24 protein-coding genes and 4 pseudogenes are annotated in these 24,777 nt (G+C 27.0%); 19 read left to right on the forward strand and 9 right to left on the reverse strand.

What is annotated here, in order from left to right; all coding sequences use genetic code 11:
• Nucleotides 1-98: 98 nt before the first annotated feature.
• From CP523_RS15140 to CP523_RS15150, 3 genes and pseudogenes are all read right to left on the reverse strand, one after another.
• Nucleotides 99-1,490 carry a DUF3502 domain-containing protein gene (locus CP523_RS15140; protein WP_066676002.1) on the reverse strand — a complete coding sequence of 464 codons (1,392 nt, stop codon included), beginning with the start codon at nt 1,488-1,490 and terminating at the stop codon, nt 99-101.
• A 58-nt stretch (nt 1,491-1,548) separates the two neighbouring features.
• Entirely contained in the window at nt 1,549-1,953 is a 405-nt protein-coding gene (locus tag CP523_RS15145) for a hypothetical protein (RefSeq protein ID WP_066676000.1), read from the reverse strand.
• A gap of 263 nt (nt 1,954-2,216) precedes the next feature.
• Nucleotides 2,217-3,557: pseudogene (locus CP523_RS15150) on the reverse strand (IS1182 family transposase); the annotation flags it as partial.
• A 773-nt stretch (nt 3,558-4,330) separates the two neighbouring features.
• Between CP523_RS15150 and CP523_RS16095 the strand changes: the two are divergent.
• From CP523_RS16095 to scpB, 11 genes are all read left to right on the forward strand, one after another.
• Nucleotides 4,331-4,480, forward strand: coding sequence for a hypothetical protein (locus CP523_RS16095; protein ID WP_162926005.1), 150 nt, complete (start codon nt 4,331-4,333; stop codon nt 4,478-4,480).
• A gap of 504 nt (nt 4,481-4,984) precedes the next feature.
• Nucleotides 4,985-5,791, forward strand: a complete 807-nt coding sequence (gene spo0A, locus CP523_RS15155) for a sporulation transcription factor Spo0A (RefSeq protein ID WP_066679010.1) — start codon at nt 4,985-4,987, stop codon at nt 5,789-5,791.
• Between the two features lie 802 nt (nt 5,792-6,593).
• Nucleotides 6,594-7,031 carry a hypothetical protein gene (locus tag CP523_RS15160; protein ID WP_066679009.1) on the forward strand — a complete coding sequence of 146 codons (438 nt, stop codon included), beginning with the start codon at nt 6,594-6,596 and terminating at the stop codon, nt 7,029-7,031.
• 11 nt (nt 7,032-7,042) lie between these two features.
• A complete protein-coding gene (locus tag CP523_RS15165; protein WP_066679007.1) occupies nt 7,043-7,561 on the forward strand; it encodes an NUDIX domain-containing protein in 519 nt (172 codons plus the stop codon).
• Between the two features lie 157 nt (nt 7,562-7,718).
• Nucleotides 7,719-8,354 carry a stage II sporulation protein M gene (gene spoIIM, locus CP523_RS15170; RefSeq protein WP_066679005.1) on the forward strand — a complete coding sequence of 212 codons (636 nt, stop codon included), beginning with the start codon at nt 7,719-7,721 and terminating at the stop codon, nt 8,352-8,354.
• Between the two features lie 69 nt (nt 8,355-8,423).
• On the forward strand, nt 8,424-9,302 hold the full coding sequence (locus CP523_RS15175; protein ID WP_066679003.1) for a tyrosine-type recombinase/integrase: 879 nt from the start codon (nt 8,424-8,426) through the stop codon (nt 9,300-9,302).
• 46 nt (nt 9,303-9,348) lie between these two features.
• Nucleotides 9,349-10,515: a phosphopentomutase gene (locus tag CP523_RS15180; RefSeq protein WP_066679015.1), complete on the forward strand. Its 1,167-nt coding sequence runs from the start codon at nt 9,349-9,351 to the stop codon at nt 10,513-10,515.
• A gap of 44 nt (nt 10,516-10,559) precedes the next feature.
• Entirely contained in the window at nt 10,560-11,864 is a 1,305-nt protein-coding gene (locus CP523_RS15185) for a pyrimidine-nucleoside phosphorylase (RefSeq protein WP_066679001.1), read from the forward strand.
• A gap of 100 nt (nt 11,865-11,964) precedes the next feature.
• Nucleotides 11,965-13,218 (forward strand): D-alanyl-D-alanine carboxypeptidase family protein, encoded by a 1,254-nt coding sequence (locus tag CP523_RS15190; RefSeq protein WP_083089640.1) that lies wholly within the window; start codon nt 11,965-11,967, stop codon nt 13,216-13,218.
• 114 nt (nt 13,219-13,332) lie between these two features.
• A complete protein-coding gene (locus CP523_RS15195) occupies nt 13,333-14,076 on the forward strand; it encodes a segregation/condensation protein A (RefSeq protein WP_066679000.1) in 744 nt (247 codons plus the stop codon).
• The gene (gene scpB, locus CP523_RS15200; RefSeq protein ID WP_066678999.1) at nt 14,069-14,680 is read left to right on the forward strand and encodes an SMC-Scp complex subunit ScpB; all 612 of its coding nucleotides are present in this window, start codon (nt 14,069-14,071) and stop codon (nt 14,678-14,680) included. The genes CP523_RS15195 and scpB overlap by 8 nt, the downstream gene beginning before the upstream one ends.
• A gap of 185 nt (nt 14,681-14,865) precedes the next feature.
• On the opposite strand, the pseudogene CP523_RS15205 reads toward scpB, so the two are convergent.
• The 3 genes and pseudogenes from CP523_RS15205 to CP523_RS15215 all read right to left on the reverse strand — a co-directional run bounded on the left by CP523_RS15205 (nt 14,866) and on the right by CP523_RS15215 (nt 17,286).
• Nucleotides 14,866-16,085, reverse strand: a pseudogene (locus tag CP523_RS15205) (IS256 family transposase).
• A gap of 103 nt (nt 16,086-16,188) precedes the next feature.
• Nucleotides 16,189-16,698, reverse strand: a complete 510-nt coding sequence (gene ytfJ, locus CP523_RS15210) for a GerW family sporulation protein (RefSeq protein ID WP_066678591.1) — start codon at nt 16,696-16,698, stop codon at nt 16,189-16,191.
• A 9-nt stretch (nt 16,699-16,707) separates the two neighbouring features.
• A complete protein-coding gene (locus CP523_RS15215) occupies nt 16,708-17,286 on the reverse strand; it encodes a DUF2953 domain-containing protein (protein ID WP_066678589.1) in 579 nt (192 codons plus the stop codon).
• 114 nt (nt 17,287-17,400) lie between these two features.
• Between CP523_RS15215 and CP523_RS15220 the strand changes: the two are divergent.
• From CP523_RS15220 to CP523_RS15230, 3 genes and pseudogenes are all read left to right on the forward strand, one after another.
• Nucleotides 17,401-18,354, forward strand: a pseudogene (locus CP523_RS15220) (D-alanyl-D-alanine carboxypeptidase family protein); the annotation flags it as partial.
• Nucleotides 18,355-18,738: 384 nt separating this feature from the next.
• Nucleotides 18,739-19,731, forward strand: coding sequence for a sulfide/dihydroorotate dehydrogenase-like FAD/NAD-binding protein (locus CP523_RS15225; protein ID WP_066678582.1), 993 nt, complete (start codon nt 18,739-18,741; stop codon nt 19,729-19,731).
• A pseudogene (locus CP523_RS15230) lies at nt 19,731-20,516 on the forward strand (FAD-dependent oxidoreductase); the annotation flags it as partial. The gene CP523_RS15225 and the pseudogene CP523_RS15230, both read left to right, overlap by 1 nt.
• On the opposite strand, the gene CP523_RS15235 reads toward CP523_RS15230, so the two are convergent.
• Nucleotides 20,499-22,208 (reverse strand): recombinase family protein, encoded by a 1,710-nt coding sequence (locus CP523_RS15235; protein ID WP_066678580.1) that lies wholly within the window; start codon nt 22,206-22,208, stop codon nt 20,499-20,501. The pseudogene CP523_RS15230 and the gene CP523_RS15235 overlap by 18 nt on opposite strands.
• A gap of 152 nt (nt 22,209-22,360) precedes the next feature.
• On the opposite strand from CP523_RS15235, the gene CP523_RS15240 reads away from it, so the two are divergent.
• Both CP523_RS15240 and CP523_RS16100 read left to right on the forward strand, forming a co-directional pair.
• Nucleotides 22,361-22,558 (forward strand): helix-turn-helix domain-containing protein, encoded by a 198-nt coding sequence (locus tag CP523_RS15240; RefSeq protein WP_066678578.1) that lies wholly within the window; start codon nt 22,361-22,363, stop codon nt 22,556-22,558.
• Between the two features lie 135 nt (nt 22,559-22,693).
• On the forward strand, nt 22,694-22,834 hold the full coding sequence (locus tag CP523_RS16100; protein WP_162926006.1) for a hypothetical protein: 141 nt from the start codon (nt 22,694-22,696) through the stop codon (nt 22,832-22,834).
• Nucleotides 22,835-22,842: 8 nt separating this feature from the next.
• On the opposite strand, the gene CP523_RS15245 is transcribed toward CP523_RS16100, so the two are convergent.
• A complete protein-coding gene (locus CP523_RS15245; RefSeq protein WP_162926007.1) occupies nt 22,843-23,235 on the reverse strand; it encodes a helix-turn-helix domain-containing protein in 393 nt (130 codons plus the stop codon).
• A 132-nt stretch (nt 23,236-23,367) separates the two neighbouring features.
• On the opposite strand from CP523_RS15245, the gene CP523_RS16105 reads away from it, so the two are divergent.
• The 3 genes from CP523_RS16105 to CP523_RS15250 all read left to right on the forward strand — a co-directional run bounded on the left by CP523_RS16105 (nt 23,368) and on the right by CP523_RS15250 (nt 24,114).
• Complete coding sequence (locus CP523_RS16105) at nt 23,368-23,511, forward strand: hypothetical protein (RefSeq protein WP_162926008.1); 144 nt, start codon at nt 23,368-23,370, stop codon at nt 23,509-23,511.
• Between the two features lie 136 nt (nt 23,512-23,647).
• On the forward strand, nt 23,648-23,806 hold the full coding sequence (locus tag CP523_RS16110) for a hypothetical protein (protein WP_162926009.1): 159 nt from the start codon (nt 23,648-23,650) through the stop codon (nt 23,804-23,806).
• A 95-nt stretch (nt 23,807-23,901) separates the two neighbouring features.
• Nucleotides 23,902-24,114 (forward strand): hypothetical protein, encoded by a 213-nt coding sequence (locus tag CP523_RS15250; RefSeq protein ID WP_066678567.1) that lies wholly within the window; start codon nt 23,902-23,904, stop codon nt 24,112-24,114.
• Between the two features lie 92 nt (nt 24,115-24,206).
• On the opposite strand, the gene CP523_RS15255 is transcribed toward CP523_RS15250, so the two are convergent.
• Nucleotides 24,207-24,761, reverse strand: coding sequence for a hypothetical protein (locus tag CP523_RS15255; RefSeq protein ID WP_120141007.1), 555 nt, complete (start codon nt 24,759-24,761; stop codon nt 24,207-24,209).
• Nucleotides 24,762-24,777: the final 16 nt, after the last annotated feature.

Raw genomic sequence — 24,777 nt, forward strand, 5'->3', positions numbered from 1 at the left:
ATATAATTTTTTTTGCACAACTAATAAAACTTAAAAGGATAAAAGAACTTATAATTGTTATATATATTATTTTTTTATCAAAGTAAATATTTTCACTTTTAGTTATTAATGTTATTTTTAAATTCATTTATTTGTCTATTCATCTCATCTAAAACCTTATCAATGCCAAGTTGATGCAAAACTTTATTATCTTCATCTAAGTTAATATTTTTAATAGAAGGAATTGTAGAAAGTCTATACTTTTCATATAGATAACATGCAATATCACTCATCTCCTTGCTAACGTTAACAGGATCAAAAACAAACCCATAAATATCAGATTTATTTAGTTCAGAATATCCATTTTTAATATCATTGATATCGGAGTTATTAAATGAATACTTATCATAAAATCCATTTCCTATGACTATACCATTTGTTCCAAAGCAATCTTCTATTGCCTGTATTATATTTTTATCTGTATATATAATATTTAAAAAATCATATACTTCATTCTTCTTTTCACTTGCTTTACATATAGCAATATCATAAATAGAATCTTTTTGTAAATAACTTTCGGCTTTTTTGATGTAATAACTATCATTTGTATTTATTAATGTAAATACATTCTCATTTTCAGAATCATTATATGCATAAGTTATATCATTATTATTATTATAAAATTCTCTAAAGTAAGTGTTTATTTTCAAAATTGGTTCTGATTCATATATATTTATAATCTCTTTATTTTTTTCATCATATACATATGGATGGATATCTGATTTTACTGATACAACTGGGGTATATCCAGGATAATATTCAACAATATAAGATATTAATGAAGGACTAAATAAAGAAAATGACTTATTTTCTTTCTCACCTTGAATAATTTTATCCAATTCATCTTTATGATTCCAAAAATCAGATCCCCATGTTGATATATCTATGCCATATTTATCAGCATATATCCTCTTTATTCCATAATATATATCGCCTTTTTTATGTAAATCAATGCCAATATACATTGGAAGTGAATATAAATTATTATTTATTCTAATACTATTCCAACTTTCTTCTGGAATACTATTATATATAGCTATACCATCATTTTTAAGAAAATTATCCAATGGTTCTGCTAAATCTCTTTTTATCATATCTAGGTAATCAAAGTCAGTTTCAAAAGCATTATTAGTAACAAAAAGGTCTATTTTATTTTTATCTTTTTCTACACTTTCCATATAAGTACCAGGTTTATAATTAGTTATAGTCCCATCTTCATTTGTCTTTGCATATTGAATAAACTTTAAACTATAAGGTATATTATTATCTTTTAAAATTTTATTGAATTTATTTATTGAATCATCATTAGCAATATTAGTAAAACGTGCAATTACTATTTCTGTAATTTTTTCTTTAGATTCATCTGTTAAGGTATTTGTATTAGAAGTACAACTAAAACAAAAACTTATACAACATATAATTATACAACTTAAAAAAATTTTTTTCCTCATTTTTCCTCCATTCATAAAAGAGCAAGTTAATATTATCTTGCTCTTTTATAAATAAAAATTAATTGATGTTTGAAATAAAGTTCACAGTTTTATTAAATCCTTTAGCCCAGTGAGTGCCTTTTACACTACTGGGAAGACCACGTCTAGAAGTTACTTGAATGTAAGACGAACCATAATAATAGTCTGAATAATTTGATTTATATCCATCACCAAATTGTGCTCCAACTGATGTTTTGGTTAGAATTGAGTTTGTAGAGACTGTTGTTCTTGCTCCACCATAGTAATCAGATCCTGATTTTCCTCTTGTTGTGGTACCTAGTATTTGATAACCCTCAATAAAATCATATTCATATGATGAGGCAAATGTAGGTGACGCATTAGATAGTAAGATAAAGGTACTAGCTACTGCTCCAATTAACTTAAATTTGTTTTTTTTATAATTTCCATACCCTCCTAATTTCAAAATATTTCATTTTCAACTAAATAATAACATATATAGGAGGGATAATCAAAAGTATGTTTACTTATTTTAGACTATGTAAATTGATAATATGTTGTAATTATTTTGATATATTAAATGCTATTATCTTAAAATAAGATAATAGCATTTCAGTTTGTTGAAAAACCTCTGTTAAAAAACAGAGGGTTTTTCTATTATTAATTATGAATAAAACTTATATTTAAAATATCATCCAAAATAATACGAATAAAATCTAAAAGTAGCAAAGATAGTCTTGTTGCTATCTTTTTCATATTCTGCACTGCTGCAGTTAGTAGGCATTGCTCGGATACTTTTTCGCGTCCGCGGAAGCGAGCATAGCGAAGCCCATGCAAATTTTTTGAATCTGCGAAGCTTCGCTCAACTGTTTCTTTTCTTCTATTGTAAATTCCCTTTCCTTTTTCAGTTTTAAGAAAGTTCTTATTATCATCTTTATGATTTTCCCAAACATGTCGTCTAATTGTTTTATATTTAGCTTTTTCTCCAAGACACTTATCTTTATGAGGGCAATACATACAAATTTCTTCAAAACATCTATATTCTCTATAGCCTTCGCGAGTCGTAGTTTTATATATTAACGCAACATTATTGGGGCAAATATAGATATCTTTATCATAGTCATAAATATATTTATTCTTAGTATACATTCCTTTTTTATGAGGAGAACGTCTATATGCAACTACTGGTGTTATATCTCTATCTACAATCCCCTTGAAAATAGGATTACTTGAATATCCTGCATCTAAACCAAGATATTTTGGCTTTATACTAAATACTTCTTTAATTCTATCTATTCTATTTAGTATTGGCTCGCTATCGCTGACATTACCAGGGGTAACATGTACATCCATAATAATATTATTTTTACTATCTACAGTTCTATGATCTAAATAAAAGAATCCTTCTGGTTTATTATCTCTCATCATATATCCACTATCAGGATCTGTAGTACTTTTCTTAATTTGCTTTGTTTCTTCTTTTTCTTTTCTTGGTTTTAAAGGTTTTTTATTATGATTTTCTCTATCTAAATTCACATCAATATCTAGTTGTTCTATATACTCTTTAGGTGTTACTTGTACTTCAATTTTTTCAAACTTACGCTTATTAGCATTAGCTTTTATATGTGTTGAATCAGAGTAAAGAATCTTACCACCAACTAATCCTTTTTCCATAGCTTGAAGAACTATATTATCAAATATTTTTTGTGGAATATCAGTACCTTTAAATCTTCTAATTCTATTTTGACTTATTGTAGATGAATCTGGAATTTTTTCAGTAATTGAATAACCTAAAAACCATCTATATGCTAAGTTTACTTCTATGTCTTTAACTAGTTGCCTTTCGGAGCGGATGCCATAAAGATATCCTATAAATAACATTTTAAATAGTACTACTGGATCAACAGCTGGTCGACCATTTGTATGGCAATACAAATCATTAGTTAACTCTCTAATAAATGAAAAATCTATGTATTTATCAATTTTTCTTAATAAATGGTCTTTCGGAACTAATTGTTCTAGCATAACCACTTCCATTTCATTTTGCGCTTGTCTTCTTTCGTTTATCATCACCAAAACCTCTATGTAATAAATTAATATATTTTAAATTATATTACATATTTGTATAAAATTAAAGACTGCTGACACTTTGTCAGCAGTCTGAAATGCTATTATCTTAAAATAAGATAATAGCATTTTCTTTTTATAGTTCAATATGAGAAGATAATTTTCAATAGTATAATTTATACTATTGAGGGAGTAATTATATAGAATAAGTATATATAGCCTCATTAGGATAATAAGGGTGTTTAACACAGACTATAAGTATACAATAAAATAATTATAAATTCTTACATCTAGAATTCTATATAATATTTATACACATACTATTTAGGAGCGAATATTTGTATAATATGATTACATTTATAGAAAGACAAAATATTATTCTATATAATGTTAGAGATAATTCATTCTAAAGGAGATTCATAAAATAACTAATGTTGATAGGAACACTATTAAGAGTAGTGGTAATATTTACCACAAAACCAACGTTAAGAAATTTTATTAGAAATGTGTATGTTTAAATAGAACTAAACCATAGTTTTAAGAACTAAGAAAAATTGTGTTTAATGAAGTTTTAAGCATATTAGAAAAAATTATATTTTATTTGTTATTAAACTAGATAGAATTTAAAGAACAACAAAGGAAAGATTACAATATATAGATATTTTCCTGTAAGGAGTGTGAAAATACATATATTAAATATGAGATTAATAGAAAATACTCCAATGGGGAAATTAACCATAACTAATTTATTAGATTTTTAAGAATTTGAAAAATCTATGAGTATAGAACGTATTCAAAGTGGAAAAGCTATGACTAAACTTAAAGAAGTGAGAATTAAAAAATATACTTTAAAACAAATAGATAATAATTTATCTATGCTTAATAGTAATAATAGGGATACAGATAGTACATTTACTTTTTTCTAGTTATAGTAATGTTTGATCAATTGATTTTAAATGGTAATAAAAAATACTTTCAAAATTGGAGAAAGTTTTAAAGTTAGAGCAACAAAAGGTTACTTTTAATGTTATTGATAAATGGTACACCTTAATTTTTAATAATATAACATTGGTGTTTTATTTCTATATTAATAAATATTATTAAAGTTGAATATTAATTAGATGAAATAAATTTTTAAAAACTTACATATAATTATTATAACTACCAAAAAACACAATAAAACTTATTTTATTAATAAGTTTCATAATATTTCCTTCAAGAAATTGTAAAAAAACTATCAATCATTAGAGAGTTATGATATAATGTTGTTAAATTATTCTTTTTATACGATATTTAGAATAATTCTTAAAAGTCGCTAAAGTTTTTACTCGAATTCACAAAAAAATTTAAAAGATAGAAGGAAAATTTCAACTTTAGTAGAATAATAAATATATAAGATTGGAATAAAATGGGAATAAGGGGAGAAGAACATGAATGGAACAAAAATATCAGTATTAATTGCTGATGATAACAAAGAATTCTGTAGTATCTTAAATGATTATCTATTAAATCAAAGAGATATTGTAGTAACAGGCGTTGCTAAAGATGGAAGGGAAGCTTTAGCATTAATAGAGGAAAAGAAACCAGATTTAGTGGTTTTAGATATAATAATGCCTCATTTAGATGGACTTGGAGTATTAGAAAAGTTAAACACAATGAATTTAGAAAAAATGCCAAGAATAATAGTATTATCAGCTGTAGGTCAAGATAAAATTACACAAAGAGCTATTACTTTAGGAGCTGATTATTATGTGGTAAAGCCATTTGATATGGATGTGTTTACTAAGAGAATTAGAGAAATGTTTAATGGTGTTCCTACAGAAGCAGTTAGAAGGGCTACAACAGTTGTAGAAACAGAAGCACCTATGCAAGCTAAAGGTCCTGTTGATTTAGAAACAGAGATTACAAACATAATTCATGAAATTGGAGTTCCAGCACACATTAAAGGGTATATGTATTTAAGAGAAGCAATAACAATGGTTGTAAATGATATGGAATTACTTTCAGCTGTTACTAAGGAGTTATATCCATCAATAGCAAAGAAGTATAATACAACTGCATCAAGAGTAGAAAGAGCTATAAGACACGCTATAGAAGTGGCTTGGGGTAGAGGACAAATAGAAGCTATAAATAAACTATTTGGATATACTATCCACAATGACAAAGGTAAGCCTACAAATTCAGAATTCATAGCAATTATAGCAGATAAGCTAAGACTTAAGAATAAAGTATCTTAAAGCTAGTAATAGAGCCAAAGTTAGGAAATAGATGGCTATAAATATCATGAAAATAGCTATAGAATTTTTAATTTATATCTATAAATATATTTTTAAATTTACAATTAACATCTTTTATTTATTGATTAAAAAATCGATAAATAGAAGATGTTTTTTTATGATAAGAATTACCGAAAAGTCAAAGTTTATACAAGGTATACTACAAGATTCTGTAGTTTGAAAGGATTAGCGTCTAAAACTATAAAAAGATTATAAATCTAATTTAAAAATTAGATACATATATTTATAAAGAAAAGACTTAATTAATATTATTAAATTACCTTTTTCATGAATCGTTGTGGATACACAAACTTGATCTTTACTAATTACATCTTTTCTTGACTTTTTTATTATTGCTAAGTAAAATTGCAATAAAAAAAATAGCACCTATGACCAGTAGGCACTACACAAAACTTAATATGTTTTATAAACCGTTATCAACAATCATCCCACTTGGAGAATAGTTAACTTCGTAATTTAATTATACTCTGAAAAAATATTATTGACAACAGGATATTTTTTACAGTATAAAATAGTTTATTTATGTAGCTTTTAAATATGATATGGAATCTTAGATGTAACTAAGGAATATAAAGATAAATCAAGTAAGTTTTTCAAATAATAAATCTTAATAATAAACTTAAAAATAACACATAAAAATGGGTGTTTTTATATGTTATTTTTTATTTTAATTTAATAATTATATAATATAGAAGAGTTAAGAAAATTAGTGTAAAATTATATTTAGACAGGAGGAGTTTTTATGAGATATAGTGTTGATGCAAAATATACTAAGGTTGAAAATGGGATTAAAACAATTTTTATGAACTGTACTTTAATATTAACAATGCTTATAATATTAAATTTAGTTTCAATTTTTTTATTTAAAAAGCAGGTTATGAGTTGGATTTATATAGTGTTCTTTTCAATTATTTATGGACAACTATGGAATTTAAGTAATAAGAAAGTTATAGCTACAATACCTTTTAAAATTGATGAAAATACCCTGATAAAAATTTTGAAAAGAAATAAATTAAAATTTGAAGTTAATTCTGAAAAGATAATAAAAATAAAGATGGATTTTGTAGCTACTATGATTAAATTGGATTTAATAATTAGAATTTTAGATAATAAAGTTGAAATTGAGGGTGCAAAATATATGGTAGAAAATATTATAGGAAAGATAGAAAATATAAATTAAGGGGATATTTTATGAATTTAAATGAGAAAACTTTAAAAGAAAGAATAATACATAAAGGCAACTTTATGACTTTTGTTAATGTTGATGTCGAATTACCTAACGGAAAATTAGGAAATAGGGATATATTAAAACATCCAGGAGCATGTGCTATATTACCATTTTTAGATGATGAAAAAGTTATATTAGTAAAACAATTTAGAAAGCCATTAGAAAAAACTTTAATAGAAATACCAGCAGGTAAACTTGATAAAGGAGAAGAACCCAAGAAGTGTGCTATTAGAGAATTAGAAGAGGAAACAGGTTATATTGCTAAGGAAATTAGTTATTTAGGAAAGATTGCAACAGCTCCAGGTTTTTGTGATGAAATAATTTATTTGTATAAAGCTACTGGGTTAATTAAAGGTAAGAAAAATTGTGACGAAGATGAATTTACAGAATTAGTTGTTATGTCTTTAGAAGAAGTTAAGGAGAAAATTAAATCAGGAGAAATTATAGATACTAAAACTATAAGTGTTTTAGCATATTTATAAGATAAAAGGTATGTAATTTTAAAAGCTAAATTACATGCCTTTTTTATTTGAAATTTTATGATAAAAGAAAAAATAGATGTTACATATATTCAATTATGAATAATACGGATTTTAAAATCATAATATGTTTTATAGCAACTATTGAGGAGGATATAGAATGAATATAATAAGCAGATTAAATTCAAATTTAAAAGAAAATAAAGTGCTATACATATTAGTACTAATATTTTTCTTTGTTGGTATTATCCTAGGATCTTATGTAGTCAGGTATATGAGTGGAGGCGATGCAAAAGATTTATCAAGTTATTTTACAAGCTTTATAACAAGTTTAGGAGAAAAACCAATAGATAAAGCTACATTGATTTTTGATATCTTAAAGAAAAATTTGTTGTTAATAATAATAATATTAGCTCTTGGTTTTACTGTGTTTGGAACACCATTTATATTAATAATTGATTTAATAAAAGGATTTACTTTAGGGTATACTTTTAGTTTTTTGTTAACTACTTTTGAGGGTAAAGGAATATGGATAGCATTAGCATCTACTTTGCCACAAAATATTTTATATATACCATTTTTTATAGGTATAAGTATAATTTCATTAGAAATTTCTTCAAGAAAATTAAAAGAACACTTCTTTAATGGAAATAAAGTTAATAGAATAGTAACAAACCAATTATTAATGAAACTTAGCATTTTTATTAGCATCTTTGTAATTGGAGCTATTGTTGAAACATACATTTCTCCAAGTTTAATTAAAATAATAGTTGCAAAAGTTTATAAAATTGTATAAACAAATGAAAATAAAAAAAGGGAATTAAATTTTTTTGTCGAATAATAATAATTAGGATAGGGGAGAGTTATGAAAGAGATAGTAAATGAGTATAGGGAATCTTTATTAAAAAGTCATAAGAGCGAGAATACAGTTTATGCCTATGTAACAGATGTTAATCTATATGTTAAGTATTTAAACAATAAAAATATAGACATAAATGAAACTGATAATGTATCAGTTTTAGGTTATATTCAGTACTTACTAAGCCAAGGAAAATCAGAAAGATCAATTAATAGAATAGTTATAAGCTTAAGAAGTTTTTATAATTATTTAAAAGATCAAAAAGTAGTTAAGGAAATTCCTAAAATCTATTATAAAAGTACAGCTACAGCAAAGAAGTTGCCAGAAATTCTTACTGTAGAGGAAATTGACAGAATCATAAAGATTGTTGATAAGGATTGCAATAAAGGAACAAGAGATAATGCATTACTTGAATTAATGTATGCTACTGGAATGAAAGTTTCTGAAATAATTGGGTTAAAAGTATGGGATGTTAATTTAGATTTATCATTTGTTAAATGTCATGATAATAAAAATTACGAAAGATTAATTCCTATTGGAAGAAGTGCACTAGAAGCTTTAAAAGATTACTTTAAAATTAGAGATCAAATTGCTTCAGCTGGAGTGGACAATCTTTTTGTTAATTTAAATGGGAATCAGCTAACAAGGCAAGGAGTATGGAGAATAGTTAAAGAATATTCTCATAAAGCAGGAATAAAAAAAGAAGTTAATTTAAATACTTTTAGACATTCTTTTGCTGTGCATTTACTTCAAAATGGGGCAAATGTTAGAGCTGTTCAAAAACTGTTAGGAAATCAAGTTCTTACTTATATGGATACTTACTATGAAATAATAAACAACGATAAAATAAACTTAGTTTATAAAAATTCCCATCCTAGAGCATAATAAATATATAATTTAGGGGCTTTATAAAATGAAAGGAGTTAGTTTAATGAAAAGAGCAATTTTAGTAGTTATGGATAGTTTAGGTGTTGGCGCATTACCAGATGCAGACCTTTACGGAGACGCAGGAAGTCATACTTTAGACCATGTTTATAAAGCTTGTGGGGGATTAAATATACCTAATCTTGAAAATCTAGGCTTTGGTAACATCGAAGGCGTTACAGAACTTAAAAAAGTAGATAAGACAACTGGTGCTTACGGAAGACTAATGGAGAGATCAAAGGGAAAGGATACAGTTACAGGTCACTGGGAAATTGGAGGAGTTATTTTAGAGAAACCTTTAAATACTTATCCAAATGGATTCTCAGATGAAATAATTAATGAATTCTTAGCTAAAGTAAACAAAAAAGGAATTCTAGGAAACTGTGTTGCATCAGGTACAGCAATAATTGAAGAATTAGGAGATGAACATGTTAAAACAGGTTATCCAATAATTTATACTTCAGCTGATTCAGTTTTTCAAATTGCAGCACATGAAGATGTTATTCCATTAGAAGAACTTTATAAAATGTGCCAAATAGCAAGAGAAATGCTTGTTGGAGAACATGCGGTTGGTAGAGTTATAGCAAGACCATTTGTAGGGAAATCAGGGGAATATAAAAGAACTCCAAATAGAAGAGACTATGCTTTAGATCCATTCTCAAAGACTATGTTAGAATATTTAAAAGAAAATGGAAAAGAAGTAGCAGCAGTAGGTAAAATTGAAGATATATACAATCAAAAGGGAGTTACAGATGCTATTCATACAAAAAATAACATGGATGGTGTAGATGTAACACTTAAATATATGGATACTGTAAAAGAAGGATTAATATTTACTAACTTAGTAGATTTTGATATGTTATATGGACATAGAAATGATCCAAAGGGTTATGGTAAAGCAATTGAAGATTTAGATGGAAGATTAAATGAAATATATTCAAAGATGACAGATGAAGATATTTTAATACTAACAGCAGACCATGGTTGTGACCCAACAACTTCAAGCACAGATCACTCAAGAGAATATATTCCAGTTTTAATATATGGAAAAAATATAAAACCAGTAAATTTAGGAACTAAAACTGGATTTACTGATATTGGTAAAACGATATTAGATTATTTTAATATAGAAAACGATATAGATGGAAGTAGTTTTTTAAAAGAAATTTTATAAAATAAAAAAAATTATTTAGGGGATAAATTTAGGAGGACAATAAAATGAGAATGTACGACGTTATTTTAAAGAAAAGAATGGGAGAAGAATTAACTAAAGAAGAAATAGAATTCTTTGTAAATGGATATACAAAGGGTGAAATTCCAGATTATCAAGCTTCAGCTTTATTAATGGCAATTTTCTTTAATAAAATGAATAAAAGAGAAACTGCTGATTTAACAATGGCAATGGTTAGATCAGGTGATGAAATAGATTTAAGTTCAATTAAAGGAGTTAAGGTTGACAAACATTCAACAGGTGGTGTTGGAGATAAAACAAGTATATGTTTAACTCCATTAGTTGCATCTTTAGGAGCTCCAGTTTCAAAAATGTCAGGTAGAGGTCTTGGACACACTGGTGGAACTATAGATAAATTAGAATCATTCCCAGGATTTACAGTAGAATTAACAGAAGAACAATTTATAAATAACTCAAATGATATTGGAATAGCTATTATGGGTCAAACTGGAAACATAACACCAGCAGATAAAAAAATATATGCTTTAAGAGATGTTACTGCAACAGTTGATAATCGTTCATTAATAGCTGCAAGTATTATGAGTAAAAAAATAGCTTCAGGATCAAATGCTATAGTTTTAGATGTTAAAGTTGGAGAAGGAGCTTTTATGAAGACTCCAGAAGATGCTAAGGCACTTGCACAAGCAATGGTTGATATTGGAACACACTGTGGAAGAGAAACAATCGGTGTAATTTCAGATATGGATCAACCTTTAGGATTTGCTATTGGTAATGCTCTAGAAGTAAAAGAAGCTATAGAATTATTAAAAGGAAACGGTCCTAAAGATTTATTAGAATTAGTATTAACATTAGGAAGTAACATGTTAGTATGTGGTAAGATAGCTAAAGATTTTGAAGAAGGTAAGAAACTTCTTATGCAAAACATTGAAAATGGTAAAGGTTTAGCTAAATTAAAAGAATTCGTTGCAGCTCAAGGGGGAGATGCATCATACGTTGATGATGTAGAAAAGCTTCCAAAAGCTAAATACGTAGTAGAAGTTAAGAGTGAAGAAGAAGGATTTGTATCAAAGATACATGCTGAAGAATTTGGTTTAATAGCTATGGAACTTGGAGCTGGTAGAGCAACTAAGGAAAGTGAAATAGACTTAGCAGTTGGTATAGTATTAAACAAGAAAAGAGGAGACAAAGTTAATAAGGGTGATGTATTAGCTTATATTCACAGTAATGATGAAAACAACATAGCTAAAACATCTAAGAAAATCAAAGAAAACTTTGTTATTACAGAAAAATTTGAAAATAATATTCCACTAATTTACGATATAGTAAAATAGTTTTTTCACATCAAAAAAATATGATAAAAAGAAATTTATTTCTTTTTATCATATTTTTATTTTTTTTGGTAACAATAAACTTGAAGGGAGGCTATATAAAATGAAAAAAATTTTTATAAAAAGAATTTCTATTATTGCTTTAAGTTTATTTTGTTTAACAAGTTTACCAACAAAAGCAAATGAAAAAAATTATAATGATGTTGAAGAAAAACAAGAGAATATGGATGATGGTGTTGAGGAAACGTATAAGGAATGGGATACGGAAGTTTTTAATGATGAGGGTATTAATGTAGAAGCAAAATCAGCTTTACTTATTGAACCAACAACAGGAAAGATAATTTATGAAAAGAATATAGATGAAAAATTTGCACCAGCATCAGTTACTAAAATAATGACAATGCTATTAACTATGGAAGCTGTAGATAGTGGAAAAATAACACTTCAAGATAAAGTTACATGTAGTGAAAATGCTAAAAAAATGGGTGGTAGTACAATGCTTCTTGAAACAGGAGAAGTAAGAACCGTAGAAGAATTGCTAAAAGGTGTTGCAATTGCATCAGGAAATGATGCAGCAGTAGCTTTAGCTGAATATTTAGGTGGTACAGAAGAAGCCTTCGTAGAAATGATGAATAAAAAAGCTAAAGAGCTTGAAATGACAAATACAACTTTTAAAAATTGTAATGGGTTACCAGCTCAAGGGCATGAATCAACTGCTAGAGATATTTCTATTATGTCTATGGAATTATTAAAACATCCTCAAATATTAAAATATTCAGGTACATATATGGAAACTATTTCAGAAGGTCGTAAATCACCTATTGAATTAGTAAACCATAATAAGTTAGTTAGATTTTTTGAAGGTTGTGACGGACTAAAAACAGGGTATACAGAAGAGGCTAAATATTGTATAAGTGCAACTGCTACAAAAAGTGGTGTTAGAATGCTTTCAGTTATAATGGGAGCACCAACTTATAAAATTAGAAATAGAGATGCAGGAATGCTTTTAAATTATGGATTTTCAAAATACGAAGGTAAAAAACTTGTGTTAAAAGATGAAGATGTAGAAACAGTTTATTTAAGTAAGCAAACAGATAAATTCTTTATGGCAAAAGCTAAAGATGATTTAATAGTTGTATTGCCAAAAGGAAGCAATGGTGAATTAGAAAAAAGAATAGTCATGGATGAAATTAAAAAAGAATATAAAGAAGGAGAAGCTGTAGGTAAATGTGAAGTTTACTTAGGTGAAGAAAAAGTAGGAGAAGTAGAACTTTATTCAGATAGAGATATTAAAGTTGGCGGATTCTTTGAAAACTTTAAGTTCAATATGAAGAATATGTTTAAAAAAGGTATATAGAATAAAGTGAACCCTTGTTAGGGTTCGCTTTTTCTTGTTCTTTTTTCGTAAACTTGATATTATAGAATATATGTGAAAAATAAGTGTAATCTTTTATATGGGGGTGGTAAATTAATGGAAATGCCTAGTATAAAGGTAGCAGATTTTGAAGGACCCTTCGATTTATTGTTACATTTAATAAAAAAGCATGAAATGGATATTTATAATATAGAAATATATAAAATAACAAATCAATATTTAAGATATTTAGATGAAATGAAGGAAATGGATTTAGATATAACATCTGAATTTATTGTAGTAGCAGCAACTTTAATAGAAATAAAATCTAAAAAGCTACTTCCTAAAGTGGCAGTTCAAGAGGAAAATGAAGAAGATATTGAAAAGAATCTTATGATTAAATTAATAGAATATAAAAAGTTTAAAAATGTATCCGAATTCTTTAGGGAGAGATATATTAGTTCTGGGGATGTGTATACTAAAATGCCAGAATTAATAGAGGAAAAGAAGGAACAGGTGAAAACAGAGGATTTATTGAAGAATGTTACTTTATTAGATCTATATAAATTATATAATGACTTATTAGAAACATATAGACTAAAAAGAAATAATGAAAGTGTAATACAAAAAAGAATATTTGTTGATAAATATAAATTAGAGGATAAGATACAGTATGTTTTAGAAAAGCTACAGAATATTAAAGTAATAGAATTTAATGAGTTTATAGCTGAAAGTGAATGTAAAATGGAAGCAGTAGTAACTTTCTTAGCTTTATTAGAACTTATAAAATTAAGAATGGTAAGAGTGTACCAGGATAATAGCTTTGATAATATATTGATAAAGAGGAGACATAATGAATAATATAGAAATAAATCAATGTGAATTTCAAGGTGCTTCTAAAAAAGCAAGAATAAAATCTTCAATTGAAGCACTATTGTTTGTAAGTGGTGAGTCTTTAAGTTTAAGAACTTTAAGTACACATCTAGAGGTATCAGCAAAAGATTTAGAAAAAATATTAGAAGAGATGATAGTTGAATATGAAGAAGAACATAGGGGGATAAAATTAATTTCTATAAATGGAGAGTATCAGTTAGTAACAAAAGCGCAGAATAGTGATGTTATACAAAAATTGTTAAAGAAAAATAAACGTCAATCATTATCTCAAGCTTCACTTGAAAGTTTAGCTATTATAGCTTACAAACAGCCAATTACCAGAATTGATATAGATGAAATTAGAGGTGTAAAATCTGAAAGTGCAATTCAAAGGTTAATAGAAAAAGAGCTTATAAAAGAAGTTGGAAGATTGGAGGTTCCAGGTAGACCTATATTATTTGGAACAACTGAGGAGTTTTTAAGACAGTTTGGACTTAAAACATTAAAAGAATTACCATCAATAGACTTATATGGAGAAAATGAAATTGAAGAATCAATAGAGGTTTTAAATAAGGCTATGAAAGATATATGATAAAAAGTACAGATATTTTCTGTACTTTTTATTTGAGTCTGTCAATATTTTTGTGTAAACTTTAGAAAATTTAGTTTTATTTTAAAGGTTGGAAAGGTTAATACAACATCCAACCTTTATTTTTCTTTAATTGATAAATTTTACATAATAATCTGCACTTTAATAAGAGTTAGACTAAATATTTTTTAGAACAACTGGTCGTCTAAACGACCTTCGAAGAAGATTGATAGTTGAGCTAAAATTTGAGCCCATCCTCGTATTGATTGGGTCCATTTCTTTGTTATATCAACGGTAGCAAGGTATAAAATCTTCATTAATGATTCATCATTCGGAAATATAGATTTAGTTTTAGTAACTTTTCTCAGTTGACGATTATAACTTTCCATTGCATTAGTTGTATATATTATTTTTCTAATCTCTGGTGGATATTTAAAGAATGTTGATAACTCATTCCAGTTATTTCTCCAAGACCTTACTGCTATTAAGTATTTTTCTCCCCATTTTTCTTCTAATCTATCTAATTCCGCTAATGCGACCTCCTCAGTAGAAGCGGTGTAAACTAGTTTTAAATCTGCATTGAAAGCTTTTAAATCCTTATAAGATAAGTATTTACTTGAATTTCTTATTTGATGAATAATACATCTTTGAATTTCAGTGTTCGGATAAACAGCTCTAATGGCTTCGTTAAACCCTACTAACCCATCAACTGAAGCAATTAGTATATCTTTTACGCCTCTATTTTTTAACTCATTCAGAACAAGCAACCAATATTTTGATGACTCTGATGCTCCTATTCATATACCAAGAACATCTTTTTTTCCTTCAATATTTACTCCAATCGCAGCGTAGGCTGCTTTCGAAACAACGGTGTTATCTTTTCTCACTTTAAAGTGAATAGCATCCATAAATACTATAGGATATACTGTTTCCAACGGACGGCTTTGCCATTCTCTAATCATTGGAATTACTTTATCTGTTATATTAGAAACTAATGTTGGTGATATGTCCATTCCGTATATTTCATTTACTTGTGATGCTATATCTCTTGTAGTAATTCCCTTAGCATACATCCCAATTATTGAGCTTTCTAAATGTGAAACATCAGTTTGATGTTTTTTACTATTTCAGGCTCAAAAGAACCTTCTCTATCTCTTGGAACATCTAAGTCGAAGTAGCCAAGATTGGATTTCATAGTTTTTCGGCTCTTGCCATTACGGCTATTAGTTGTGTTTTTATTTTGGTAATCATGTTTCTCATATCCAAGATGATTATCTAATTCGGCTTCCAGCATTTGCTGAAGCATTCCTCCAAATAAGTCTTTTAAAACATTTTGAATATCTTCAGCTGTTTTAATATTTGGATCCTTTGCTAATATTTTTATTAATTCTTCCTTTGAAAATGACATAGTCTGTGTTCCCTCCATAATTGATAATTTATTATATCATTTTCTGAAGTTTACACAGACTATTTTACACTCTCTACTTTTTATTTTTAAGCACTATGATTTTTTAGTAAATATTATTAGATGAAGAGTCAGAATCATCACAAACACATTCATCAATTTTTGAATTACAAGTGTTACAATTAGTTGACTCTAAATTATCATTATTTTTCTTGCCATTTTTATTTTTAGACATATCGTTGAAAAAATTTTTAAACATATCTAATACAGTAGGAATTGAATCTACAACTCTATCACATGCATTATCTTGGTTCACAGGCAATAATCTAACAGAATCCTCCCTAACTACTAAAAAAGCAACAGGTTTTACTGTAACACCAGCACCTGAGCCACCTCCAAATGGATGTTTAGATTCATTTGGAGAACTTTGTTTAGTAGCTGCACCAAATTCGCTTCCACCTGAAGCAAAACCAAATGTAACTTTAGATATTGGAATTATGTAGCTACCATCTCTAGTTTCTACAGCTTCTCCTATAACCGTATTTACATCTATCATATCTCTTAAGTTTTCCATAGTACTTCTCATTAAATTTTCAACTGGATGTTCATTTGTCATAATATATCCCTATATAGGGGCCACCTCCTCTACATTTTCAAAAGAATTATATATTAAATACAATATGTATATAGCATGAGCAAGATTAAAGTAAATTATACTATAGATAGTAAAATTTAATATTTTATCTTCATTAAAATGTGGGTTAATTTCTAGTTTGAATTTTTTTACTAAAAAAGCTTGCTTTAAAATGCCATATAGTATTGGATGTAAATTACAGAGTAATCCATACCCTATAGCAGTATAAGCAGCATCGTCTAGTGCAAAGTCAATTTTGCCATTTAGTTTAAACCAAGGTTTAAACCTATTGTTTACAATGCTATGATATAGAGAAATTAAAGATAGCTTTTTATTTTTTCTTTTAAATAAAATATTTTTATTTCTATTATTTTCATTAAATGAGGTTTTAGAATTTTTTTTATTACTTTTTTTTAGTAAATCATTTAGTACTCCTTTTTCAGGAGATAGTAATACTATATTAAAAATCTTTATATGAAAATATTTTTTATTTCTATATAATGTTATTTTTAAGGGAATTGGAAGTAAAAAAATTAAAATTATAAGTAAAATAATTATAGATATAACCATTATTCTCCTCCTAATAAAACTATCTTATAGTATTGCCAGAAATTATTAAAATAATCTAAAAATTTTTTGCCTTATTATGTTTAAAATTTTGTTTTTAGAACACACTAGTCATAGATGGTTAATTTAGAGGGTGATTTTATGAAAAATATGAAAAAAATATTATTAGTTTTATTAACTATATCATTAACTAGTCAATGTCTTATAGCTTCACCTAAAGCATTAGTGGAAGAGGAGATAGACATTGATAATGAAATTATTAATTTAGATGAAGAAGGTATCTACGATGTAGACAATACTAAAGTTGATACTAAAGGACCATTAAGAGTAAGTGCAAGAAATGCCATAGCAATTGATGCACAATCTAAGCAAGTACTTTGGGATCAAAAGGGGTACGAAATAGTACCTATGGCAAGCACCACAAAAATTCTTACATCATTGATAGCCATTAATTATGGAGATTTAGATAGAAAAGTAACCATCAGTAAAAATGCTTCATCAATTAGAGGCTCAACTGTAGGATATAAAGCTGGTGAAGAAATAACAATGAGAGAGTTGCTATTTGGACTTATGTTTAGATCAGGAAATGATGCAGCAATAGCAATAGCAGAAGATATAGGAGGCTCAATAGAAGGATTTGCAAATATAATGAATGATTTTGCAAGAAGTATTGGAGTGTTGAATTCTCATTTTGAATCCCCACATGGATTAGATAGTCAAAAGCATTACTCTTCTGCATATGATTTAGCTATTTTAGCGGCTAAAGGTATGAAAAGTGAAGTTTTTAGAGAAATAGTTGGGGAAAAAACTATTTTAAAAGATAAATATGATTTTACAAGGGATTATCAAAATATAAATAAAATATTATATAGAATACCTGGAGCTAATGGTGTGAAAACTGGATATACAGGTCAAGCTGGAAAATGTTTAGTATCATCAGTAAATCATGATGGTAGAAATATAATAATAGTAGTACTAAATTGTGTTGATAGATGGAATCAAACTGAAAAAATTTATAATTACGTTATTTCAACTCATACTTTGAAGTCAATTTCAAAGAAGGAATTAGTTGAAAATGAAGGATTTATGAGTCTTGGAGCTATTATTGAAGATGAGGAATTTAAATATGGATATAAAGAAAATGATAGTTTAGAAGTAGAGGTTTTTAAACCTTCTATAGAAGTAAAAGAGGGAGATGTATTAGGTAAAATAATACTAAAAGATAATAATAAAGAAAGATATAAAACTCCCCTTAAAAGTAATACGAATATTGGAGCCAAAGAAATTGAAAGAGTAATTCCATATACATAAAAATAAGTCTCAGAAAATTGTTTCTGAGACTTATTTTTATTAAAATTTATTTTAAATGTAAATTTTAATGCTTTCAAAATAGTAACAAATTTAAAGTTTTAAAATAAGTTATTACTATGTAAGAAATTTCACTGGGGAGAATAGATGTTTAAAGAAGCAATGGATTGTATAGATGCAGGTTCAGAATATTGTCCTTGTCATTTAGCTGAGTCTGGAGAATGTATATTGTGTTCACAATTACATGGAAGCTGTTTTTGTGATTGCTCTAACTGGAAAGGAGTTTGTATTTACCAAGAATTTAAGTATAATGGCTTGAAAGCTAAAGAAGGAAGAAAGACATATAAATGCTTAGTAAAAGAAAGGATATTACATCAACCAGATGTATTATTAATTAAATTTGAAGCTCCACATAAGCTTGCAATAGATTTGGTTAAACCAGGTAGTTTTGTTTTTATTAGGACAGATGAAAATGTATATTTTGATGTTCCTATTTCTATTTTAGAGTCAGATATAGAAAGTAATATAATTTCAATAATGATAGAAATAAGAGGCATAAAAACAAAAAAATTACTTGATATAAATATAGGAGAGGAGATAACTATAAGGGGACCATATTGGAATGGAGTATTTGGGGTTAAAAACATACAAAAGCAGAAGGAAAAAAATGTTTTAGTAATGGCAAGGGGAATAGGGATGGCTCCTATGATGCCTGTTATAAGAAAGCTTTCTGAAAATAATAATAAAATTAATCTTATATTAGATAGAGAACCATATGACAATATATACGTAGAGGAATTTTTAAAGAAATATAATATAACTCTAATTGAAATTAATTTAGTGGATAAAGGAGAACTTTCAACAGAAGGGAAAACGGCATTAAAGAGTTTTGTAAATAATGAAAATATAACTCATGTACATGTTGCAGGAGCAGATATTTTGACATATAAAGTAATTGATTATTTAGATGAAATAGATAGAAAAGATGTTACTTTATCTTGTTGTAATAACACTAAAATGTGTTGTGGAGAAGGTGTATGTGGGAGTTGTACAACTCGATTTAAAGGTCATAAAGTTAAAAGATTTTGTAAGGTTCAAGCAGATCCAAGAGATGTTTTTGAAGGGAGAAGATTTATATGATAAAAGTTATAGTTGTAGGTGGTGGATGGGCAGGTTGTGCAGCAGCCATTACTGCTAAAAAAGCTGGAGCAGATGTATATTTATATGAAAAAACAGATCTTTTATTAGGATTAGGTAATGTTGGAGGCATAATGAGAAATAATGGAAGATGGACAGCCTCTGAAGAGTTAAAAGAATTAGGGGCAGGGGATCTTATTGATGTTATAGATAATTCTGCTAGGCATAAAAATATAGATTTTCCAGGGCATAAACATGCTACGTTATATGATGTAAATATAATAGAAGGTAATGTAAGAGAATATATAGAGGAGATGGGAATAAAGGTATTTACTGAAAATAGGGTTACTGATGTAGAAGTAGAAAATAAAAAAATAAAAGGAATTTATTTAAGTGATGGTTCATACATTAAAGGTGATGTTTTTATAGAAACAACAGGAACAACAGGACCTATGGGTAACTGCTTAAGATATGGAAATGGATGTTCAATGTGTGTATTAAGATGTCCAGCATTTGGACCGAGACTAAGCATAAGTGAAAGATGTGGCGTGTCAGATATACAAGGAGAGAGAGATGATGATATTTTAGGTGCTTTTTCTGGATCATGTAAATTGGCAAAAGAAAGTCTTTCTCCTGAAATATTAGATGAATTAAATAGTACGGGTAAAGTTATATTACAAGTTCCTAGGGAAGATGTTAATTATGGTAAACTTAGTACGAAAGTATGTCAACAATATGCATTAAAAGAATTTGCTGAAAATATAATTCTTCTAGATACAGGTCATGCTCTGTGAACAAAACTGCAACTTGTCCACATGTTGCAGTTCATATTCAGATAAGCTGAAATTTTGGGATTTTGAGCTATCATCAGTACCGACAAATTTTATTTCAATTCCACCATCACCATACCAATAGATCTTATCTATAAGTATATCAATTAATTTCTTTTGTTCTTCTCTAGATAAATCTTGAATATTAATGCACATATTTAAAGCTTCTTCTATTAGTTCTAAATTAAGCTTTTCAACTTTTAAGTTCTCAACTTTTACATCTAAATCATTTAATTTAATGTTTAAATCTTCACATTCCTTTTTTAATTCCTTGATTTTATTTAATAATATTTCCTCTATACCATCAGCTAGAGAAAGTTTATCAACTAAGGTATCTATTTGATTTTTTTTAGATAATAATGTTTTTTCAAGAGAGATACGTTCAATTTTAATATTATTAGTATTTTGAGTATTATATTTATTTTTAAGAGAATCTAAAAAAGATTTTTTCTCAAGTCCTAATCGTCTTAAACTAAGAAGAACTAAACTTTCAACTTCAGCAGCTTTTGCATTTTTGTTATTACATAATTTTTTATGAGATTTTCTTTTTAAAGAACAAACATAATAAAATAACTTTTCACCAGTTACTTTAGAAGTTTTACCATGCTGTATAAGCATATTTTCCTTACATTCACCACACTTTAATTTACCAACTAAAAGAGCATTATGTGTTTTACCTAGTCTAGGAAATTTATTTCTATTTTTATCAAATTGTTTTTGAACATTAAGCCATAATTCAGGTTCTAAAAACCCTTCTATAGATGAAACAGAAGCAAAGCGATCATTTTTAGATTTATTAGCTTTAGTGTACTTACCATCTTTTTTTACTTGTTCAGTTTTATTATAAGTTAATAAAGAATGTATTTCATCAGCCTCACCATAAACAGTCCAATCATTTTCTTTTAGGTAATTAATAACATCATTATTAGCTTTAACATAAACAGGATTTTGAAGAATTAACTTTAAGCTACTTTTTTCATACATAATATTGTTTTTAGATTTAATTTGATTTTCAGTTATAAAAACCTCAAGCTTATGTAAGCTACCTAGTTCTAAATATTTATTGTAAAGAAATTTAACAAACTCCATTTCTTCAGGATTAATTACAAGTTGAGGTTTTTCCCTTGTATTACCGTCAGCATCTTTAAATTTAATTTTTTTAGATTCAAACCCTAAAGGAACTTTACCACCAGTCCAGCGACCATTTTTAGCTAATTCAATCATATTATCTTTTATTCTTTCAGCTATAGTTTCCCTTTCAAGTTGAGCAAATACACTTGCAATATAAATCATGGCCCTACCCATTGGAGAAGTAGTATCAAATTGTTCTCTAATACTTATAAATGAGCAATTATTACTTTGTAATATTTCTAAAGTAGAAGAGAAATCAGAAACATTTCTGCTAATTCTATCTAATCTATAGCATACAAGAACATCAATTTTTTTATCCTTTATATCTTTTATTAGTCTTTTAAATTCAGGTCTATTAATAGTTCCACCGCTAAAACCTTCATCTTCATATATTATAAATTCAACATCATTACCTAGATTTTTTAAGGTGTATTCTTTACACATTTCTATTTGATTTTCTATAGAATCTCCTTTCCCGGTAAATTTAGATTTACGAGAATAAATTCCTATTTTTTTCATGACATTACCTCCTATGTAATAATTTTAATTGTATCATTTTACTTAATATGTGTAAAATTCAATATTAAGTAAAAAAATAAATATAAGAATTGATTTTAAATAAAATAGTTAATTATAATTATTTAAGTATTTAATACTGTGGTACTTAATTTATGAAAATTTTGACATGGAATGCAAGAGTAAGAAAAGATCTTACTCTTGTTGAATTAGCTAAATTAACAGGAATAAGTAAAAGTACCTTAAATAATATTGAAAATGGAAAGGTTATTCCTAAAATAAGTCAGCTAGAAGCAATAGCAAAAGCTACTGATACAAGAATTATAGAACTTTTTGAATCAGAATATAAGTAGTTTTATAAAAAAATCCAATATATTGGAATTAAACATAAATTTTAACAAAGAATATTAAAATGCTGATATAATATGCAACATCGGAGAGGGGGAACAATTAAAAATATATTAAAAATATTAAAAGGGGAGTATTAAATGAAGAAAACAAATGAAGATAAAGAAAGAAAATACAAGAAATCCATAATGAAAAAAATTGGATATATAAAAGAAGTAAGATATTTGATGTTAATAGATAAGTATGTATCTTACTTTTACAGAAAAAAAACCAGCTTTTAGAGCTGGTTTTATTTTTTATTTTCTTGTTTTTTTTCATCAATACCAAGAGAAATTTTCATAAACTCTTCTAGAGCTTCCCAATGTTTAGTATCCAACTTAGCAAAACTTTTAAAAACATTTCTAATAAATTCATTTTCGTTAGATAAAGCTTTATTTATAAGTTCTATTATATCATCATCATCAGATTGTATAAATGGATCTCCTATACCTTCCGTTAACCAGGCGTGACTTACATTAAATTCACGACAAATAGAGTTAATAGCTCTATCTATAGGTCGCCTAGTTCCTAATTCATATCCAGCGATTGTACTTTTAGCGACACCTATTCTATTACCAAAATCGGTTTGAGTTAATTTGAGTATATCTTTTCTCAATATTTTAATTCGTTCTTTTATATCCATATTAAACCTCCTTGAAAACAATGATATCATAAAGAAGTTCACTAAGCAAACTTTAAAGAAGAATACATATTGACAAAATTCACTTAATGAACTAATATAGACACAAAGGGAACTTTTAAGGGGGGGAAATAAATGACTAGAGAAAAAATAGAAATAATTAAAAGCGTAGTTAATGCTTTTAATTTAATGGATAACTGTAATAAAGAGTTTATAGCAGGTTATATGCTAGGAGTTCAAGCAGAGCAACAAAGAGTTAAAAAAGAATTAAAGAATTAGTTTGTAAAGGGGGATGGGATAAAAAAGTTTAAGTTTTTTACTAATGGCTACCTAACATAACTATAAATTTTCAAAATTAGTAAGAAAAATAGAGACAAAAACATATTATATATTAAGCATTAATAGGAGGAAAGGTATGTACAGAGTAACACTTGTATTACCAAAAGATATGACCGAGTTACGCAGAAAGTTTAGTGTAGCCATGGCAGAAATAGTAAGCGATAGATTAAGCAAAGAAGAACTAGGATATCTAATAAAGAAATTAGAGGAGCAGGAAGAAGATGGACAAGTTTAAACATAAGAAGATGGGGCTGAAAAGCCTTAATGTTTAACTTAACATATAAAAAATAGTGAAAAGAATATATAGAGATAATAAGAGAGGTGTGAAAAATGAACAATGAAAAAATAGAAGTAATAAGCAAAGGTATTCTTGAGGATGACAACTTAATTGAAGAAGAAAAAGAAATAGCTCTTAAAATACTAAAAGACTTGGAAGGTACATTAGTAATTAGAGCTACTTCTATTTTGAAATTTTGTTTAAAAGCTATTCAATACAGTAAAATTAAAAAATCAAAAGTAACTTCTAAAGAAGTACCAATTTAGGAGAAGTAGAAATGAGGAATTTTATTAAGATTTTCATTACTTATTTAATAATCTATATTTTAATAAAGCTTTTAATTAATTTAATAGTTTATCTATTTTAATAAATGTATGAATGTGTTAATAAATGTATGAATGATTATGAATATAATAGTTAAGAGTAAAATAGGCAATACCTTGAGAACTATATCTTCAATGAATTTAATGGCTTCATTAATGCTAGTACCATATTGCTTATTGTTTAGCCTATAAGAAATACTTCTAGTAGGTAATTTTAGTAGTTTTCTAGTTCTTTCAAATAGCTTATCAAGAATACTACAAACAGATTCATAATAATTAAAATTATATTTATTGTCATGTATTGATTTTTCTAATATTTGAACACAGTTTAATAAATCTGAATCAATAAGTTCATAGTTAGTACTTTTAATTTCATTAAACATATTTATAAAAGACTTAATTATTTGTATATCAGGTTGTTTATACAAATATGGTTCCAAAAAAATGAAAAGAGGTAAATATACTTTTTTTAATTGTTCATTGGCTACTTGTAAGCGAATATTGGAGAATATATTCTTATTGGCAACCCTATATGTTATAAGTCCAGCTATTACTGGAGGAACTATTGTTTTAAATATTTCATAATTCAAGTGAGAACACACCCTT

Origin of the sequence: Clostridium septicum (assembly GCF_003606265.1) — a bacterium.
Lineage (GTDB): Bacteria > Bacillota > Clostridia > Clostridiales > Clostridiaceae > Clostridium > Clostridium septicum.